The organism is Patescibacteria group bacterium (genome assembly GCA_028707065.1).
Classification (GTDB): Bacteria; Patescibacteriota; Patescibacteriia; order Patescibacteriales; family WJLG01; genus JAQTUZ01.
On the sequence record JAQTUZ010000003.1, the window covers coordinates 68,058 to 87,779 of the forward strand.

General features: G+C 43.9%; 17 protein-coding genes, 1 other RNA gene and 1 pseudogene. 3 read left to right on the forward strand and 16 right to left on the reverse strand.

The annotated features are described in order from the left end of the window. Positions 1-111 precede the first annotated feature (111 nt). Positions 112-2,763, forward strand: coding sequence for an AAA family ATPase (locus PHE24_01960; GenBank protein MDD4901879.1), 2,652 nt, complete (start codon positions 112-114; stop codon positions 2,761-2,763). A 564-nt stretch (positions 2,764-3,327) separates the two neighbouring features. On the opposite strand, the gene PHE24_01965 is transcribed toward PHE24_01960, so the two are convergent. The 8 genes and pseudogenes from PHE24_01965 to rpsB all read right to left on the reverse strand — a co-directional run bounded on the left by PHE24_01965 (position 3,328) and on the right by rpsB (position 10,056). Further along, entirely contained in the window at positions 3,328-4,458 is a 1,131-nt protein-coding gene (locus tag PHE24_01965) for a HAMP domain-containing sensor histidine kinase (GenBank protein MDD4901880.1), read from the reverse strand. Continuing rightward, positions 4,458-4,886, reverse strand: a complete 429-nt coding sequence (locus PHE24_01970) for a DUF4395 family protein (protein ID MDD4901881.1) — start codon at positions 4,884-4,886, stop codon at positions 4,458-4,460. Before PHE24_01970 ends, PHE24_01965 begins: the two co-directional genes overlap by 1 nt. Positions 4,887-5,067: 181 nt before the next feature. Next, the gene (locus PHE24_01975; GenBank protein MDD4901882.1) at positions 5,068-5,499 is read right to left on the reverse strand and encodes a SufE family protein; all 432 of its coding nucleotides are present in this window, start codon (positions 5,497-5,499) and stop codon (positions 5,068-5,070) included. A 24-nt stretch (positions 5,500-5,523) separates the two neighbouring features. Beyond that, positions 5,524-6,768 (reverse strand): annotated as a pseudogene (locus PHE24_01980) (cysteine desulfurase). A gap of 118 nt (positions 6,769-6,886) precedes the next feature. Further along, a complete protein-coding gene (locus PHE24_01985; protein MDD4901883.1) occupies positions 6,887-7,273 on the reverse strand; it encodes a response regulator in 387 nt (128 codons plus the stop codon). Between the two features lie 141 nt (positions 7,274-7,414). After that, a complete protein-coding gene (ricT, locus tag PHE24_01990) occupies positions 7,415-8,278 on the reverse strand; it encodes a regulatory iron-sulfur-containing complex subunit RicT (protein ID MDD4901884.1) in 864 nt (287 codons plus the stop codon). 124 nt (positions 8,279-8,402) lie between these two features. Continuing rightward, positions 8,403-9,197, reverse strand: coding sequence for a translation elongation factor Ts (gene tsf / locus PHE24_01995; protein MDD4901885.1), 795 nt, complete (start codon positions 9,195-9,197; stop codon positions 8,403-8,405). A 154-nt stretch (positions 9,198-9,351) separates the two neighbouring features. Further along, positions 9,352-10,056, reverse strand: coding sequence for a 30S ribosomal protein S2 (rpsB, locus tag PHE24_02000; GenBank protein MDD4901886.1), 705 nt, complete (start codon positions 10,054-10,056; stop codon positions 9,352-9,354). A gap of 400 nt (positions 10,057-10,456) precedes the next feature. On the opposite strand from rpsB, the gene PHE24_02005 reads away from it, so the two are divergent. Next, positions 10,457-10,888: a hypothetical protein gene (locus PHE24_02005; protein ID MDD4901887.1), complete on the forward strand. Its 432-nt coding sequence runs from the start codon at positions 10,457-10,459 to the stop codon at positions 10,886-10,888. A gap of 308 nt (positions 10,889-11,196) precedes the next feature. On the opposite strand, the gene mnmA is transcribed toward PHE24_02005, so the two are convergent. The 6 genes from mnmA to rnpB form a co-directional block, all read right to left on the reverse strand. Further along, positions 11,197-12,318, reverse strand: coding sequence for a tRNA 2-thiouridine(34) synthase MnmA (gene mnmA / locus PHE24_02010; protein ID MDD4901888.1), 1,122 nt, complete (start codon positions 12,316-12,318; stop codon positions 11,197-11,199). A gap of 116 nt (positions 12,319-12,434) precedes the next feature. Further along, on the reverse strand, positions 12,435-13,793 hold the full coding sequence (locus tag PHE24_02015; GenBank protein ID MDD4901889.1) for a glycosyltransferase family 1 protein: 1,359 nt from the start codon (positions 13,791-13,793) through the stop codon (positions 12,435-12,437). 104 nt (positions 13,794-13,897) lie between these two features. Then, the gene (locus PHE24_02020; protein ID MDD4901890.1) at positions 13,898-14,242 is read right to left on the reverse strand and encodes a hypothetical protein; all 345 of its coding nucleotides are present in this window, start codon (positions 14,240-14,242) and stop codon (positions 13,898-13,900) included. Between the two features lie 50 nt (positions 14,243-14,292). After that, positions 14,293-15,432, reverse strand: a complete 1,140-nt coding sequence (locus PHE24_02025) for a glycosyltransferase (protein MDD4901891.1) — start codon at positions 15,430-15,432, stop codon at positions 14,293-14,295. A 69-nt stretch (positions 15,433-15,501) separates the two neighbouring features. Beyond that, positions 15,502-16,917, reverse strand: a complete 1,416-nt coding sequence (locus PHE24_02030; GenBank protein MDD4901892.1) for a sugar transferase — start codon at positions 16,915-16,917, stop codon at positions 15,502-15,504. A gap of 116 nt (positions 16,918-17,033) precedes the next feature. After that, an RNA gene (gene rnpB, locus PHE24_02035) (RNase P RNA component class A) lies at positions 17,034-17,465 on the reverse strand. Between the two features lie 161 nt (positions 17,466-17,626). On the opposite strand from rnpB, the gene PHE24_02040 reads away from it, so the two are divergent. Further along, positions 17,627-17,800, forward strand: coding sequence for a hypothetical protein (locus PHE24_02040; GenBank protein MDD4901893.1), 174 nt, complete (start codon positions 17,627-17,629; stop codon positions 17,798-17,800). A gap of 54 nt (positions 17,801-17,854) precedes the next feature. Here PHE24_02040 and PHE24_02045 read toward each other — a convergent pair whose 3' ends face one another. Next, positions 17,855-19,027 (reverse strand): tRNA guanosine(34) transglycosylase Tgt, encoded by a 1,173-nt coding sequence (locus tag PHE24_02045; GenBank protein ID MDD4901894.1) that lies wholly within the window; start codon positions 19,025-19,027, stop codon positions 17,855-17,857. Positions 19,028-19,085: 58 nt separating this feature from the next. Beyond that, positions 19,086-19,721: a hypothetical protein gene (locus PHE24_02050; protein MDD4901895.1), complete on the reverse strand. Its 636-nt coding sequence runs from the start codon at positions 19,719-19,721 to the stop codon at positions 19,086-19,088. Between the last annotated feature and the right edge of the window lies 1 nt (position 19,722).

The following is a 19,722-nucleotide window of genomic DNA, read 5'->3' on the forward strand; positions in this document are numbered from 1 at the left end:
ATATGATTTGACAATATTTTATAAATACCCTATATTTATATTAGCACTCCCCTATTCCGAGTGCTAAATACAAAACTAATTCATAATTTATAATTTATAATTGATTATAATATGTTCAATAAATTCACGACCAAATCTCAAGAAGCCATTATTAACGCCCAGATAATCGCTCAGGAATATGGCCAGCAAAATATCGAAGCTTTGCATCTGCTCGCTTCCCTCTTGGACCAGGACGAAAGCCTGGTCAAGCCGATCTTGGAAAAGGCGCAGATCGATCCGGATAAAGTCCGGGATGATGTTTTTGATGCGATTGAAAAACTGCGTAAATCAACCACCCGCGGCTCCAATGCTTTCGGCGAAGGCGGTGTCGGCACGGTTTCCGGTTCAGCCGAAGCGGCTTTTGTTCTGGAACGCGCCAAAAAGGAAGCTGACAAGATGAAGGATGAATTTATTTCTACTGAACATATTCTATTGGCTTTGATCGGCATTAAAACCCAGGCTCAAGAAATATTATTGAAGGCGGGTTTGGAATATGAAAATATTTTGAAAATTTTAACCGAGTTGCGAGGCGGAAAAAATATCACTGAGCCCGATCCGGAAGTGAAATACCGCGTCTTGGAAAAATATACCGTTGATCTGACTGAATTGGCCCGAGCAAAAAAACTTGATCCGGTCATCGGCCGCGATACGGAGATCCGCCGCATTATGCAAGTCTTGCTTCGCCGCACTAAAAATAATCCGGTTTTGATCGGTGATGCCGGCACGGGCAAAACCGCGATCGTTGAAGGACTGGCGCAAAAAATAATTGCTAATGATGTGCCGGAAAATTTGCGCGATAAAAAAATCGTTTCGCTTGACCTGGGCGCGCTGATCGCCGGCGCGAAATTCCGCGGTGAGTTTGAAGAACGCCTTAAAGCGGTTATTAAAGAAATCGAATCGCAAGACGGCGGCGTAATTTTATTTATCGATGAATTGCATACTTTGGTCGGCGCCGGCGCTTCGGAAGGAGCGATGGACGCTTCTAATATGTTAAAGCCGGCCTTAGCGCGCGGCAAAATCCGGGCGATCGGCGCCACCACTACCAAAGAATACCAAAAATATATCGAGAAAGACCAAGCCTTAGAAAGACGTTTCCAGCCGATTTACGTGGCTGAACCAACGGTCGAAGATACAATCGATATTTTGCGCGGCATCAAGGAAAAATATGAAGTCCATCATGGCATCAGGATCACCGACGAAGCTTTGATCGCGGCCGCGAAATTGTCATCTCGTTATATTACTGACAGATTCTTGCCGGATAAAGCCGTGGATTTAATGGACGAAGCCGCCTCGGCTTTGCGGATGCAAGTCGATTCCACGCCGGAAGATCTGGAAAAAATGAAAAAAGAAATCCGCCATTTGGAAATAAATAAAATGAGCCTGACGAAAGGCAAAGAAAAAATTTCGCCGGAAATATCTGAAATAAATAAGCAGCTGGCCGAGCTGAAAGAAAAAGCCAATCAATTGGAACTGCATTGGAATAATGAAAAATCGGCTATTTCCAAGATCCGCGAATCAAAAAGAAAAATCGATGAACTGAAAATCCAGTCCGAGATCGCCGAGCGCCGCGGCGATGACTTGATGAAAGTCGCCGAGATCCGCTACGGCCAAATTCCGGCTTTGGAAAAAGAAGTGAAAAAGAATGAAAAAGAATTGGCGGAAATCCAAAAAAGCGGCCAATCGATCCTGAAAGAAGAGGTTGATGAAGAAGATATCGCCAAGGTCGTCGCCCGCTGGACCGGCATTCCCCTTTCCAAAATGCTCGAGTCGGAAACGCAAAAATTAACGCATCTGGAAGATGAATTGAAGAAAAAAGTCGTCGGCCAGGACGAAGCGATCAGTGCGATCGCCAAAGCGATACGGCGTTCCCGCGCCGGTATCAACGAAGAAAGCCATCCGATCGGCTCCTTTCTGTTCGTCGGCCCGACCGGCGTTGGCAAAACCCAATTAGCCAAAGCGCTGGCAGGATTTATGTTCGATGACGAAAACGCCTTGATCAGGATCGATATGAGCGAATATATGGAAAAGCATTCGGTCGCCAAAATAATCGGCTCGCCGCCCGGCTATGTCGGCCATGAAGAAGGCGGACAATTGACGGAAAAGATCCGCCGCCGCCCCTATTCGGTCATCTTATTCGATGAAATGGAAAAAGCCGATCCGGAAGTCTTTAATATTATGCTGCAAATTCTGGACGACGGCCGCATTACCGATTCCAAAGGCCGGATGGTCAACTTCAAGAATACCATCGTGATCATGACGTCCAATCTGGGCAATGAGATCATCAAGAAATTCTCGATCGGCTTCCGCGATTCCGAAGATGGCAAAAGCGAACGCGAGATCGGCTTTAAGGATATGAAAGAACAGATCGACAAGAAGCTCAAAGATCATTTCAAATTGGAATTTTTGAACCGCATCGACGAGATTGTCGTCTTCCATTCCTTGGATAAAGCATCTCTGGAACGCATTGTCGATTTGGAACTGGCAAAAGTCCAGAATCGTTTGCGTAATAAAGATATTACCCTCAAGATCAGCAATAAGGTTAAAAAAATGCTTTCCGACGAAGGCTTTGACATCACTTATGGCGCCCGGCCGTTAAAACGCCTGATCCAAAACCGCATTCTCGATGAATTGTCTTTGGAAATCATCGAGGGCAAGATCAAGGACGGCGACAAAGTAACGATCGATCTGGGCATCGAAAACAAAGTACTCTTGAGCGTTAAATAGTTTTGTCATTGCGAGGAGTCGACCGAAGGGAGACGACGAAGCAATCCCGCCGAGAATAGTATTCACGGGATTGTTTCGCTTCACTTCGTTCCGCTCGCAATGACAGTATTAAAAAATCCGCGGCGCAGGCTGCGGATTTTTGTTAATCCAAATTTAAAAGGCCACCGAGTCTTTTTTTAAAAGACTAAGTGGCCTGGCGTGGCTCATGCCGAAACGTTCTTCGACATCAGGGATTTGTACCCCGAAATTATGATAAAACTACACAGCTAATGTCCCGAACCACTGAATTGGGCGCCTAAGAGGCTATTTATTTACCGCTTTCGGCACCGGGGATTCGTACCCCGAAAAAACGTACTAATTAAAGTTTACCAAAATTAATTATTTTGTCAATAATATATTAAAAAACTGCCAATGATAGCAGTTCTATATTGAAAAAATATTTAAATTTAATTTTACTACAACTAAGTACCTAATCAACTAATTAACTAATAGCATCTTTCAAATCATTTTAACACACCCCGTCCCGCCGAGGCGGCGGTCCACCCCTCTCGAGAGGGGAATTTTTCATCTCCAGATCGGCACCGTAAAGCTGAACATCGAGCCCTTTCCAACTTCGGATTTTTCCAGTTTCAATTCGCCGCCATTGGCTTCCACGATTTTTTTGGCGATATAAAGTCCCAGTCCGGAACCGGACGGGCGTTCGTGCACCGCGCGCTTGCCGCGGACGAATTTTTCAAATAATTTTCCCTGATCTTCGAAATCGATGCCGCAGCCGCTGTCTTGAATATAAATTTTTAAAAACTCGTTGCCGATCAATCCGAAAGTGATCGCCACCGAGCCGGAATTGGTATAGGAAATGGCATTTTCCAATAAATTGCTGGCCACTTGGGTAATTTGTTTAGGGTCGCTTTTAATCCTGGGAATGTCAAAATTCTTTTCAACTTCCACCTTCAATCCCCGCTCTTTAACTACCGGCGAATTATTATTGGCATTATCCACCAACTTGCCGATGATTTCTTCCAAATTTGTTTCCCGCAAATCCAATTTCACTCCTTCGCCCTCAAAGGAAAAAGCTTTCCAAAAATCAGTGAAAATTTCCTCCATCCTTTTGACGCCTTCATCGACGAAGCTCAAGCCTTTTTCCAAAGAAAACGCGCCGGACTTGATCATAAAAATGGAATTCTTAATGATCGATACCGGCGTATTGAGCTGATGATTGACCACGCGCAAAAATTCATTCTTGACTTCCAGCAGCTTATTGAGATTGGTGTTTTTTTCTTCCAGTTCGGCGGCTTTTTTCTTGATGTCCTCGGTTTGTTCTTTGACTCGCTCTTCAAGTTTTTCGGTCAATTCCTCGAGAGCCTGGCTGGCTTTTCTTTGGGCAAAATTAGCTTTAATGATCCGGTCCGTGCTTTTATTCAAGACATAACCATAAACGATCACAAAAGTAAAAACACAAATGATCACTAACGCCGTAATCTTTCTTTCAGTTAGAAAAAAGAGGATGAGGAAAATACCAATCAAGGCTAAGCTGATAATTTGATATTGTAAAAAAAGACACTTGCGAAATTCTAATTCGCAATATTGACAGCGGCTATATGGCGAATAATTAAGGGTTTTGGCTAACCAGCAATTTTTATTGATATACCCGGGTCCGCCTATTTTTTCTCTTTGAATTTTTTTATCTTTTTTCATTACTGCTTCTTAAAGATCTTTTTGAAAAAAACATACATTAAAGTAGCCAGACAAAGACCGACAAAACAAGCCAAAAATATCAAGAAAGCCACGACTAGAATATAAATCCAGGCAAAATCAGCATAGATATTAAAATGAATCAATAAAAAACCGATAAAAAGCAGCATGGCCGTCATTCCGGAAACAAAACTTAATTCTCCCGATTCCTTCTGGATCGGCGCCGAACTTTTTTTTCCCATTTTTACAAAAACCAAATAATGAAGCTGATAGAAAAGATTAAGCTTCAGGGAAAAAGTTCCCAGGGCCATTAAAACACAGACGAGCAAAAGCAGCCATTCACCGTGAATTAAAAAAGCGACCACGGTTAAGCCGCCATAAACGGCTCGGGAAAATCGCAAAGATTTATCATAAATCGAGCAGGTGTTCATAAAATTATGATGATTAAATTTTAAATTTCTTTATGGGACTGTCGCTGAATGCTCTTTCGAGCATAAATTTACAAAATTCGAGCCAAATTTGTTTTAAAATTTTTTTGGTGATATGGTTTATCAGCTAAAAAATTTTAAAACAAATTTGCCGAATTTTGGAGATTTAGGCCGAATACAGCATTCAGTGGCAGTCCCTGCGAGAGGCGGCATCGGCTTTCATCCGATTGACTAATTTCCAAAGGCTGTTGGCGCGCAGCGGTGAAAAATTTTCCTTCAATCCAATCGCGTCAAAAAAATACAATTCGGCATCCGCGATCTCGTCCGGAATGCGCCCGGACAAAACTTCCAGCAATAGAGCGATGAATCCTTTGATCACGAAAGAGACGCTGTCAACCTGAAAAAACATCTTGCCATTCTCAAAGGTCGAATGATACCAGGTATTCACCTGGCAGCCTCTGATCAAATTGTCCTTGATTTTAAATTTCTGATCGAGCGGAGGCAAATTTTTCCCCAATCTGACCAAATAAGCGTATTTATCCGTCCAATCGCCGAAAGGCTTGAATTCGCCAATGATTTTTTCTTGCGCTTCCCGGGTCGTGCCTGAAATTTTCATCGCGGGAACAGCCTGGCTTTGTTCAAAAATCGCCTTGATTTTTTCCAATACTTCGCAAAAACAATCTATCTCCGCGAAAGTATTGTAAAAAGACAAAGAAGCGCGGACCGATCCTTCGGTTTTAAAATGCGCCCAGAGAGGATGCGTGCAATGATGGCCGGTGCGCACGGCAACGCCCATCCGGTCTAAATAAATTCCCACATCATAAGGGTGGGTGTTATCCAGCAAAAAGGACAGGATGCAAGTTTTTTTCTCCGCCGTTCCGTAAATTTTCAATCCGGGTACGGACATAAGTTTCGCTGTCGCGTAAGCCAATAATTTTTTCTCATAATCCGCTATTTTATCCAATCCTAGGTTCGAAATATAATCCAAAGCCGCGCCCAAGCCGATGGCGCCGATGTAATTCGGGGTGCCGGCTTCAAATTTGTTGGGCAAATCGGCGTAAGTAGTGTTGGCAAAAGTCACCCGATCGATCATATCCCCTCCGCCCTGATAAGGCGGCATTTCATTCAGCCAGCGTTCTTTGGCGTATAAAACTCCGATTCCCGTGGGCCCGTATATTTTGTGTCCGGAAAAAGCGTAAAAATCGCAGTCCAAATCTTGGACATCGACGCGTCCGTGCTGGATCGCCTGCGTCCCGTCGACCAAGACGGGAATATTATTTTTATGAGCGATGGCCGTAATTTCTTTGACCGGGTTTACGGTACCGAGAGAATTGGAAACGTGGACGACGGCTACCAGTTTGGTTTTGGAATTGATCAATTTTTTATATTCGTCCAATAATAATTCACCTTGGTCGTTGAAAGGAATTACTCTTAATTTAGCGCCCTTGCGCCGGCACATTATCTGCCAGGGAACAATGTTGCTGTGATGCTCCATTTCGGTGACGATGATCTCGTCGTTTTCTTTCACATATGCCTCGCCGAAAGAATATGCCGCTAAATTAATGGAGGCCGTGGTCCCGGCGGTAAAAATTATCTCCTGGACAGATTCGGCATTCAGATAAGCCCTGATCTTTTCTCTGGCCAATTCATATTTGATAGTCAGCTGTTCGCTTAAATAGTGAACTCCCCGGTGAATATTGCTGTTGTGTTTCGCGTGCAATTCATTGACGGTGCCGATAACGATTTTCGGCTTTTGCGTGGTCGCGCCATTATCAAAATAAACCAGGGGTTTTCCGTAAATTTTACGCTTCAAGATCGGAAAATCCTTCCTTATTTTTGCCACGTCAAAACCGGATGTTTTTTGTTTATTTTTTAAGCCGAACATAATATAAAAAATTGATTTTGGGCAAAAATAAAAAAGAGTCCTGCCGGTAAATTTTTGTGATCACGATCAGACATGCCCGTTAAATGCGATGAGTTAGACGATTATCAGATCATTAACGCTATTTGATCAAGGTGCGGACATTGCGGACGACGTCGTCGGGATTGAATTGCGATTTGGTGAAATAGCCGCTGGCGCCCAGGGCCATACCCTCGCTGATGGTCTTGTCGTCAGACAGATTACTGATGATCATTACCGGAATTTTTTCGGTTTTTTTGGTTTCTCGCAGCTTTTTTAAAACCGCCAAACCGTTCATTTCGCCGGGCAACATTATATCCAAAAGCATTACGTCAGGCAAAAAAACAGCCGCTACCCGATACCCGTCCTCGCCGTTCATTGCCGTTTGAACTTCAAAACCTTCTTTAGTGAAAACCGTTTCATAAATGTTCAGCAGGAACTCATCGTCTTCAACGATTAAAATTTTGGCTTTTTTTGAAGAGTCAGACATATTTTAGCAAATAAAGTTTTAATGTTTATATTATACAATAAATCGGGTTGCCTGCCAAGGCTCTTTTGCCCGCGCAATTTTCTTAAAAGATAAAGACGGTTAAATAATGATGCAAAAAAAATAAGACAGCGAGTACTGCCATTATTTTTTATGTCGATTCAAATCGACTTCAATCACTATTCTTCCGTCCTTTTCATCTTCAAATTCGACCATCACCGACTGTTTAAGCACATGAGTGCCGACCACAACGCCTTTTTTGCCGTCCACATTAACCTTCTGGCCGATCGACGGCATTTTTTCCGCCAAATCCTTGTAACCCTGATATTCATATTGCAAACAGCACATCAAGCGGCCGCAACAGCCGGAAATGCGCTCCGAGCCGCGATGGACGACTTGCTGGGCCTCAGCCATTTCCGAACTGATCGAAGAAAAATCCTTAATAAATCTTTTGCAGCACAAGGGTCGTCCGCAATGGCCGTAATCACCGGCCAGCCGAGCTTCGTCGCGGATGCCGATCTGGGTCAGGCGGATCTGCTTGCCGAAATGGCCGGTCAGATCTTTGACCAAGTCGCGAAAATCCACGCGGCCGTCGGCGATAAAAGCGAAATTGATCCGGTTGCCGGTGAAAGAAAAAACCACATCCACCAACTTCATCGGCAAATCGCGCTTCTCGATCATCTTGCGGCAAAAATCAAAAGCTTCTTCCTTTTCTTTCTTGGAAGGCAATTTTTCAAAATCGCCCTGATTCGCCAGGCGCAGGATCGGCTTGATCTCCCGTTTTTCGATCTTTTTTTCTTCCACGCCTTCGGCGTTGATCTCGCTGGAGATCACGACTTCTACTGACCCGGATTTATCCTCCACTTCCTCGAAACCGACCACCTCGCCCATTTCCATGCCCAATTCCGTATCAACAATAACCCTGTCCCCTTTATTGAGGGCCAGATTATTCGGGGAAAAATGATAAATTTTATCCCAGCGGGCGAATTGGATTTGGGCTACCTTCATAAACGAATTTCGTAATATAATCCGAACCTACAAAATATCCGAATACAACGAACATTAGGACGAACTCATGTTCGGTTCGTAGGGTTCGTAGTATTTGTGTATTTCGTAGGTTCGGATTATTTATTTACAAACTATACCGAACGAATTTCGTCACTTTCACGTTACCTAAAACCTGCTCAACCTTTTTCTTGTCATCCTTGATATATTCCTGCTTGACCAGGCAAACCGCTTCGTAAAATTTATTGATCTTGCCGGCAAGAATTTTTTCCATCACTGCCGCCGGTTTCTTTTCTTTGGCTAAAGCTTCGCCTTCGATCTCTTTTTCCTTGTCGACGTCGGCTTGCGGCACTTCGGCAGGCTCGATATATTTCGGATTGGCCGCGGCGACTTGCATGGCGATATCCACGGCCAAATCTTGTTTGCCGGCCGCATCTAAGGCAACCAGCACGCCGATCTTTCCGCCCATATGCGAATAGCCGGCCACGGTCGCGCCCGAAATGATATTAAAATTCTTAATAACTAACTTTTCTCCGATCGTTCCGGACAGCGCATCAAGATCTTCTTTAACAGTTCCTTTTCGCAGTTTCAAGGCAAACAAGGCGTCCATATCGGCGGGTTTAGAACAAATAATCAAGTCCAGAACGGCTTTGGCAAACGCCTGGAATTTTTCATTGCGCGCCACAAAATCTGTTTCGGCGTTAACCTCGACGATGTAACCTTCGTTTCCCTCTTCATTGACTGCCAATTGAATGCAGCCCTCTTTAGCTTCGCGGCCTTCGCGCTTGGCTGCTTTGGCAATCCCCTTCTTTCTCAAAAATTCCAAAGCTTTTTCCAAATCTTCGCCGGCTTCATCCAAAGCTTTTTTGCAATCCATCATGCCGGCTCCGCTTCTTTCACGTAATTGTTTGATGAGTTCCATTTTAGTTGATTGGTTAATCAGTTAATTAGTTGTGGTGACAAACAAGTTTTTGCAGACATTCAGCATCTCGCTGCTTAAATATCCGCAAAACGCGCCACCAGCCGAGGAATTAATTTACTTAAAAACTAATTCACCAATTAACTAATTGACTATTTTATTTTGAAGTTTTAATTTCTTGCTTTGCTTGAAGAAGATTTTCTTTGATGCAATCCATGATCAGTTTGACGGTTTTGGACGCATCGTCGTTTCCCGGAATGACATAATTCACCAGATCGGGATTAGAGTTCGTGTCGCAGATCGCGACGATTGGAATATTTTTAACCCTGGCCTCGCTCAGGGCAGTTTTTTCTTTCTTGATGTCCCAGATAAATAGCGCGTCGGGCAACTTGTTCAGATTGGTCAAACCGCCGACTTTCAATTCCAGACGCTTGATCTCCTTATCAAAATCCGAACGCTCCTTTTTGGTATAGCGGTCTAGTTTTCCCAAAGCTTTTTCTTCCTGCAATCCTTTATACTTATTGATCATTTTCCGGAAGATCGGAAAATTGGTCAGAACTCCGCCCGCCCATTTTTCCGAAATGTAGGGCATGCCCACAGCTTCGGCGGTCGCGCGCAAATCTTTTTTCACCTGGTTCTTGGTTCCGACAAAAAGAATCGTCTTCGATTCCTTGACCAGGTTTTCCATAAATTCCAAAGCGGTTCCCAGCATTTTTTGGCTCTTGGCCAAATCAATGATGTAAACTCCTTTGCGTTCCGTAAAAATATACGGTTTCATCTTCGGGTGCCATTTGCTGGCTGAGTGCCCAAAGTGCATGCCCGCTTCGAGCATGGCTTCGATTGTTGGCAATTTTGTGGCCATAGTTTTTTTACCCCGTCCGGTCCGTAGACCGGCGGTGGTCCTTTTTTACCCCGTCCCGCAAAGCGGGCGGGGGTTCCTCTATCCTAACGATTTTACTTATTTCGGCTAAAAATAAGCAAGGTTTCCCTTAAGCATTTAGGATATGAGAGATTTATGAATAAATACATTATCGGCGCTCGCTCGGGAATGATCTCACCAGAGGCGGATCATTTCGCTCGCTTGCTTGATAAACAAAACGGAAACGCCATAAATATGGCTTTTCCTTAACATTTAGCAGTTTACTACGGATTTTAGTCAATGTCAAACATTGTCCTTGACATTATTGAAAAATAATTATAAAATGGCAAAAACAACTTTGCAAGTACTTTTTTAAAAACTCTATAAAAATAGGAGGCAAAAAATGCAGTGCCAGCGTAAACCAACAATCATTATCACAAAAGCAGCCGTAACGCGTGGCTATCCGGAAAAAATCGGCGATATATTTATTGAACTTTTCAAGGCCAAGCTGATTGAACTTCCAGTAAATAAATCTGTGCCCCGCTCTTTCGATAGTAATCCTGAAAATCCCCTGCTTTTTGTGAAAAGCATCAGTAATCTTGTGGCGCTGGTGGTAAAAAACGGGGAGGAAGCCGAAATAGCGGCTGACCTGATTTGCGGCAAACTGACTTTCGAAGAGATAAAAGAAAGGGATGACGATCATCATTCTCATACCTTCCGTGAGGAAATATTAATAGCCTATTCCATTCTGACTGGTGAGGCGTTTAAACTCGCCAACGATCAAGATGAACTTCGGCGACTGATCGACGAGAAAATAAAGGCATCGGTCCGGTGATCTTAAAATACTGATCATCGCGGACGGCATATCCCCTTTTAGGGCTATGACATTGTAAATTAAAAGGCGTTTAGCGCGAGCTATCCGCCTTTTTTATTTTTTGTCATTTAAAAACATTTTTTCACTTTTTTTGAAAAAAGTGGCAAAATAATATTGTCGGGAATATACCCACCCCCCAACTTCGCTCCGCGGCGGAGCTTCGTTGGGCAAGCTGTCTTTTTTAAGATGAGCCACCCTTGCCCTACCGAAGCTTTAGCGTAGGCGGGCCTCCCGAGGAGAGGACTTTTTTACTTTTTACTTCTAACTTCTTACTTGATTATTCCTCCTCCCAACAGCTCATTCTTTTTATAAAATACCACGCTCTGGCCCGGGGTGATCGCACGCTGCGGCTGTCTGAATTTAACAACCAACAATCCCCTGTCGCCCTTAGTTATGGTGCAAAGAACTTCGGGATGATGATAGCGGATCACCGCCGAACATTTAAAAGGAAGCTTGGGGGCAAGACCAGAGATCCAATTAACTTTTTCTGCTAATAAATATTCACCCGACAAGGCCGGATCATCCGGATCATTAGTTACATACAAAGTGTTGGTCTTAAAATCGCGGCCGGTCACATAATACGGGCCCTTACCGCCGATCTCCACGCCCTTGCGCTGACCGATAGTATAAAGCGGCAAACCCTGATGTCCGCCGACGATCTTGCCAAAGGTGTCGACAATTTTACCCTTCTTAAGCTGCAGATATTTTTTTAAATAATCATTGTGGTCGCCGGACAAGAAGCAAACGTCCTGGCTTTCGGTTTTCAAATTGGGTAATTTTGCCCTGGCCGCCGCCGCCTTGACCTTTTCTTTAACCAGATCGCCCATCGGAAAAATAACATGCTTTAATTGCTCTTGGGTCAAATTATAAAGAAAATAAGTCTGATCTTTGGACAAATCTTTGGCGCGATAAATCTTGTACGTAGGAACGCGAGATTTTGCGTTCGAATTTCCGGGAACGCAAGATTTTGCGTTCCTACGAGATTTAACATTACGAAGTTTTACATAGTGCCCGGTCGCTAAATAATCGCAACCCAGGGCGCGCGCTTTTTTCAAAAGTTCGCCAAATTTAATGAGTTGATTGCACTTGACGCAAGGATTGGGAGTAATCCCCCGCTCATATGCTTTTAAAAAATATTCTTTAACATCATGATTAAATCGGCGCTTCACGTCAACCGGATAAAATTTGATGCCGATCTTCTGGCAGACTGCCCTGGCCGCCGCCTCGTCGCAGCAGCCGCGCTCAATCCCCAAGCGCATAAAAACGCCCAAGCAATCAAAGCCCTGGTCTTTCAAAATCTTGGCAGTTGTTGACGAGTCAACGCCGCCGCTCATTGCGACGGCCACACGCCGATTTGCGATTTTCGATTTGCGATTTTCGATTTGATTCATATTATTATTTGTCATCCTGAGCGCCTCGCGAAGGATCTATTTTGCAAGAACTCTGAATCTTACTGAATAAGATTTCTTTGCAAAAAATCAACTATAGTATTTCTAAATTTTTATCTTCATTGTTCAACTTCCCGAAAAATAGATCCTTCGTCGTCAGCCGAGGCGGCTTTCTCCTCAGGATGACAAAAATCGGCGAAAATTTCCAAATATTCGCGAGCTGTTTTCTTCCAGCTGAAATCTTTTGCACGTTCCAGGCCGCGGGCGGAATATGATCCTCTCAATTTTTCATCTTGCATTAATATTTGCAGAGCCTTGGCGATTGAATTTTCATCGTGCGGATCGACGAGCAAAGCCGCGTCGCCGGTCACTTCGGGTAAAGATGAAACTGCGGAAGTGATCACTGGAGTTCCCGAGGCCATTGCTTCCAAAACCGGCAAGCCAAAACCTTCATAAAAAGAAGGGTAAGCGAATATTTCCGCCAAATTATACAGCGCGGCACGCTCGTCTTTTTTGATATAGCCGATAATGTTTATTCTGGCTTTATTTTTCGCCTTATCAATGGCCTTAAAAATTTCCTTGTTTTTCCAGCCGCCCGAGCCGGCTAAAACCAAATGCCACTCCCCCATTCCGGGCAAATCGGCCACCGCATCAAAAGCGCCGATCAAGCCGGCTAAATTTTTGCGCGGCTCGAAAGTCCCGATGTTTAAAATGAATTTTTCCGGCAAGCCATATTTATTTTTTACGCTTGCCAATTCAAGATCATTTTGCCCCGTCGCAGTCTCCGCCGCGGGACTGCGACGCAACGGGCGAAATTCCGCGCCCACGCCCGCGTAAATCATTTTTATTTTATCAGCTGGCACGGAAAAATATCTGATAATATCTTGCCTGGTGTTTTCAGAAATGGCCACGATAATATCAGCCCGCTCGATCAATTTCCTGACGCCCAAAAATTTATGCCAAAAATTCTTCCGCGCGGAAAAAAATTCAGGATAAGAAATAAAGGATAAATCAGGAACCGTTAAAACCACCCGGCAATTCCGGGAAAAATTGGCAAAATTAAAATGCGGCTGCCAAAAAACATCCACGCCGCCCTGCGGAACCACCCCCAAACCCCTCCTTATAAAGGAGGGGGGCTGACCACCCCTACCCCCTCCTTTGAAAGGAGGGGAATTTTTTGCGGCAATGGCATCTAACTTCGGCCAATGAAAAATTTTCTGTAGAAAATAATTAAAAATTTTATTGGGATAATGAGTGGCGGCAATTTTAACATTATCCGAGTTCTGAAATCCCTGCCTTGCCGGCAGGCAGGCGAGTTCTGAAATCCGATTTGAAATATCGCGGCCGGAATTATAATACAAAACATATTCGTTCTGCCGGTCTTGGCGCAAAATTTCGGTCAACAAATCCAGCGTATACCAGGATACGCCCGAATATTCCTTGTCCATCAATGGCCTGATATCAATGCCGATTTTCATCTGTTTATTCTAATTACCTTGATAATATTTTAGCAAATTTTATCTGATTTTAAAAGAAAAAGGAGCTTGACAATAAGCTCCTTACTTTTGATCGCTTGGCGTAATTATTTAAAAGACGCGAAACTCTTGCCGTTTAAGTTTTCCTCGTCGAGCTTCCATAATCCAGAAAATTCATAATCCACCTTTTCATCTCCCTTGGGGCGTCCGGGTTCTTTCCGCAAAATCACACTATAGTTAATATTTGTGCCATATCTAAGCTCAAAAGTAACAATTTTTTCGGAAAATTTACCATTGCTAATGTCTTTTTCTTCTCTGCTGGGACCGCGGACCTCAAGCATTTGTCCGATAAATAACCTTCTGACCCTCTGAACCTTCCCGAAAAAAAATTTTTTCGGATTTCCTTTGAGATCACAAAGTACCAGGCTTAGGGACAAATTTTTCTTCACCATAATATACTCCTTCTGAAAGGGTGATAATCTATGATAATGTTAATGAACTGCTAAACAATCTTAGGATTATTGAACTTTCCAGCAGTTTTGTCAAGATAGTCGATAATTTTCTTCTTGAAATTTTCCGTGCTGAATTTTTCCGCCTGGGCGCGGATTATTTTTTCATCGAATTTGCTTTTATCAAAACTGCTGATTGCTTTTACGACCGAATCGACTGACTGTTCATCAAAAAATATTCCGGTTTGATTTTCGATTATCGTTTCCTCGGCGCCGCCCTTGCGATAAGCGATGGCTGGCGTGCCGCAGGCCATGGCTTCGACCACGGTGATGCCGAAATCCTCTTCTTGCGGATGGATAAAGGCGACGGCGTTGCGGAATAATTTAGCCAGTTGCGCGTCCTCAACCCGGCCGAGAAATTCGATATTAGCCGAATTGGCGGCGATTTTCATCAAGCGGCCGGTATCAATGCCGCTGCCAAAAATCTTTAATTTCTTCTCCGGCATTTTCTTAAATGCTTCTATGACGATATCGACCCGCTTATATGGCGCCAAGCGGCAGCCGCAGAGAAAATAATTTTCCGCTTTTAATTTTTCATCAGCCAATTCTGAAGTGATATTAAATAAATCTGTATTGACCGGCGGATAGATCACAGTTGAATCTCTTTTGTAATATTTTTGAATGCGTTTTTTTACCGTTTCTGAATTGGCAATGAACAAATCAACCCGGTCAGCGGCCAGTCTGTCCCAGATGCGGATATAATTTAAAACGAGAGAGATAATTTTTTTAAACCATTTATTGTACTTGAGTTCATTGATATAGGAATGAGTATCACTCCAAAGATAACGGGTTGGCGTATGGCAATAGTCGATATGCAATGTTTCCGGCCGGGTGATCACACCCTTGGCAAAAGATGCCGAATCGGACAAAACCAAATCAAATCCGGACAGATCGAAAAATTCCACGGCCATGGGCATGAACGGCATATACCATTGGTAATGACGGACGCCGCCGGGGAGTTTCTGAATGATCGAAGTATCGATCTTCCGGCCCGGATAATACTTGGCGATATTATTCTTTTCTGATAACAAAGTATAAATCGGCGCCTCGGGAAACATTTCCGCGAACACTTTCAATACTTTTTCCGCTCCCCCGTCTTGAGCGAGATGATCATGAACCAATGCGACACGCATGAAATTAGAAATTAGAAATTAGAAATTTGGAACTTTTTAATTTCCAATTTCAAATTTCCAATTTCGGTTTTACTCTGCTTTACGACCCTTTAATACCGCCAACGGCGTTCTTAGGAGAATGGTCAAATCCAAGAGGAACGACCAATTTTCAATATAATAAGTGTCTAATTTTACTTCTTCCTCAAAGCTTAAGTCCGAGCGGCCGGAAATCTGCGCCAGGCCGGTGATGCCCGGCTTCAAAGTCAGAACTTTCTTGTGATGACGTTCGTATTTGGCCACTTCTTCGGGCAGATGAGGGCGCGGCCCGACCAAGCTCATTCTGCCAGCCAAGACCAAGAATAATTCCGGCAATTCATCAATCGAGAAACGGCGGATGAATTTACCGACGCGAGTAATCCGAGGATCATCTTTAATTTTTACCAATGGCCCGCCCTGGCGAACATTCAAATCAGCCAATTCTTTGTAGCGCATGCTGTCGGTCCGGTTGCGCATCGACCGGAATTTAAAATAACGGAATAATTTACCGCCGACTCCGACGCGGAAAAGCGGCGCATCATCATCGCGGCGGGAAAAGAAAACCGGACCGTGCGATTCAAGTTTGATGGCAATGGCCGTTAATAATAAAATCGGACTAAGAATGATAATTAAAATTAAAGCGGCAATAAAATCGCAAATGCGCTTGATAATCCGGCCCCAGCCGTCAAGCGGAGTTTTCTTGACTTCCATGATCGGCAAGCCGGAAAATTCAGTCAACTCGGTTTTTAAAACTTTAGTTCCCAAGAGATCCGCCACATACTTGAAGGTCAAATGATGTTCGTCGGTAAAATCGAATAAGCGCAGAATTTCCGCCTTGCTCAAATTCGGATCAGCCTGGATGATTTCGTCGATCTCGTTATTTTTGATGAATTCCTCCAATTCTTGCGCCGTATTCAATTCAAAATCGCGAGTTCGCTTAACGACTTCAAAACCATAACCGCGATTAGCGGAAAAATCACCTACCAGCATGTCGCTGGTTTTGCTGGCTCCGACAATGACGACTTTTTTCGCGCCAATGCCATGAGATAGCAAGATCCGCTGAATGCCGCGGACGACCGTCCGGGCAAGGCTGACATAAATTATCGCCAAGATCCAGCCGGCTAAAACAATAAAACGCGAATCGAACAATTCGCGCCTGACAAAAATTAAAATCACAATCAACATCAAACCGGTCGAACAAGCCAGAACAACCCGATAAACTTCATTGACCAATTTTCTCGCGCTGTGGATGGTGTAAAGTCCGGCCAAGGCGAAAATAACCAGCCAAAAAACCGCCAGCAATAAAACAACATTCAAGTATGATTCAAATTTTAAATTAAAAACGACCGGGCGCAAACTTTTAAAAAGATCCGAGTAGCGCAAATAATAGGCGGTCATGCCGGCGGCAACGATCGCTAAATAATCAAGCGGGACCAATAAAGATGAGAAAAAGAGTTCAGAACGCTTCATGGTTATTAGTTAATTAGTTAATTGGTTAATTAGTTTGCAATTAAACAAGCTTTTGCAAATCAATTAGTAAACTAATTAACTAATTCACTAATTAACCAACAATCTAAATTCCAGTAATCTCAGGGCAAGCTATAAGCCGGATTCTGTCTGACCTCGCACCGAAGTGCAGGGTGATACAGCCATTAATCTGGTCGGGCTGTTGCCAGCCGACTCAAGCGAGCCACGTTCCTTCAAATCTTGCGATTTGAGTTTGCTCTTGCTTCAGATGGGGTTTACCACGCATTCCTGTCGCCAGGAAGCGAATCGGGTAGCCGATATTGATTAGGATATCCTCATAATCAACATCTTCACCCCGAAACTTTTCACGTTTTACCAATGCGCCTCGCGGAGCACCGGCTAGTATTGTCTCTGTGGCACTTTCCGTGGAATTACTCCCCGTGGACGTTATCCACCATCATTTTTTGTTCCGCAAAACGCGGAGCAAGAAGTCCGGACTTTCCTCCCCTCTCTGGCAAAAACCAAAAAAGAGCGGCTGTCCGCTTACCCTGATATTACTGAAATTTAATCGAATTATCAATGAACTTAAGCTGTATAGAATATAGCACAAGAGAAGGCAAAAAGTCAATATTAATGTTGACAAATTCAAATTTATGTGATATTATCGAAAGTCAACTGACATGCAAATTCAACCCTTTAAAAAGGAGCTGCTATGCCCGAAAATTGCTTTTGTTTACCAGTCGGCAACGAATGCGATGGCTGCGACGGCAAAAAAAAGGATTGTGCCATCAAAATCATAGTGGCAAAACACGAATCAATGGCAGTAAAAAAAGAGCTTCCATGCCCCAATTGCCCAATTCGCTTGGTGCGGGCAATGATCTTATAACCGCCTTTCCGCGGTACCCAAATTAAAATGGACTGAATCGTTTCAGCCCATTTTTTATTTTATAGCAATCTTTTTCATTAATTCCGAATAAAATTCTAAATTATTAAGCGAGGCCAAACGGGCGCCGAGCGGGTCGTTAATTTTGAAAAGATGGTGGATATAAGCTTTGGTGTGATCACGCAATTCGGAAATCCTGCTCGCCGGGTTGATCGGTGAAAAATCGGTCGCAAAACGGGAGTTGCCGATATTAAAAGTTCGATATTTAATGTCATTGCGAGCGCCTCGCGAAGCAATCCCGCTTTTACTTTTACCCGCGGGATTGCTTCGTCGCTGACGCTCCTCGCAATGACAAAAGAGTTTACCATGCCTCCCCTCGCGGGTGGGGATGACGCAGTCGAAAATGTCCCAGCCCATTTTGTAACAGCGGACAATATCTTCCGGCAAACCGACACCCAAGGCGAATTTTATTTTATTTTTAGGGATCAGCTCGGCAGTAAACTTTAAAACTTCTCCCAAAAATTTTCCTTCGCGGTCGACATGCCGCGCGCCAAAACCATAGCCGTCGAAATCGTGCTTAACCAATTCTTTAGTGCAGCGCTCGCGCAAATCAAGTTCGACGCCGCCCTGAATTACTCCAAAGATCAGCGGCCGCTTAGCGCGAGATATTTTTCTTTGCTTGATTTGTTTAAGATATTCTTTTTTACAGCGCGCGGCCCATTTGATCGTCCGCTCGACCGCCTTGGCAATATCAGCCCGGCTATATTCATTTGGCGGGCAATCGTCCAGACAAACCATCATATCCACACCCAGATCGAATTGAATCTGGATCGCTTTTTCCGGAGTGATCTCGTGCAATGAGCCGTCAGACGGCGAGCGGAAGATCGCACCTTGATCGGTAATTTTCCCCATCTTAGGATTTTTATGAATCAAGGAAAAAACCTGATACCCGCCGGAATCAGATAAGATCGGTCCATCCCAACCTATAAATTCATGAATTCCGCCCTTGCCTCGCCGAAGTCCCGCGCCAGCGGGACGAAGGCGGGCGGCCTTTTTGATGATTTTCATTCCCGGCTCAAGATAAAGATGTAAAGTATTTACCACCAGCGCCTCGATCCCCGCCCCGGCGACTTCTTCGGTCGATAAAAATTTAACCAGCCCTCTAGTGGCATCAGGCATAAAGAAAGGTACACGCAACGGCCCATGGTTTGTGATAATACCTTTTTTCATATTATTAAATAAGCAGGCAGATTGCCTGCTATTTTAAGCGAGATAAACAAAATTCATTTTAATGATTAACTCGACGCAAACACTCATTTTTATATTCGGGTTGAGAAATTTGTTGGCAATCAGCCGCAGTTTTAGCATTGTTCAATTGATCCATAAGATCGGTAAAGTCAAAATATTGAACGCAGTATGGCTTTTCGCGGCTAGGCAAGGCCTCACAATCGCTTCGCTTGATCCCGGAAACATTATTAATCACGGTAGCAACGCAATTCTGATTGATCGCGTCTGATTTTATTTGGTTACAAAGGCTGATCTTATTGGCCGAAACCGCCTGATCTCTAATTACCCAGTCAACGCAATCCTGCGCTAACGATTTATCGGAAATGCTGGCGCAAAAGGATTGGTTTTGGGAATTTTCCGCGACTAGCTTAATGCACTGATCGATATATTTAGGAATCTTATAACTAGCGCATTGGCTGATATCGTTATTCTTTTTAGCCAGATCAAGAGGAAAAGCTGACGAAGAAGAACCGGTCACTGCCGGAGGCTTAGTTCCGCCGGGGTTGTTGGAGATACCTGGCGGCAAATTTATGACAACTTTTTTAGAAAGCGAGTTGAATACAAACAAAGCGGTAAACAACATCAAAAAAACAGCGACAGCGGCAATGATGATTATATAGATATTTTTTTTGTTCATA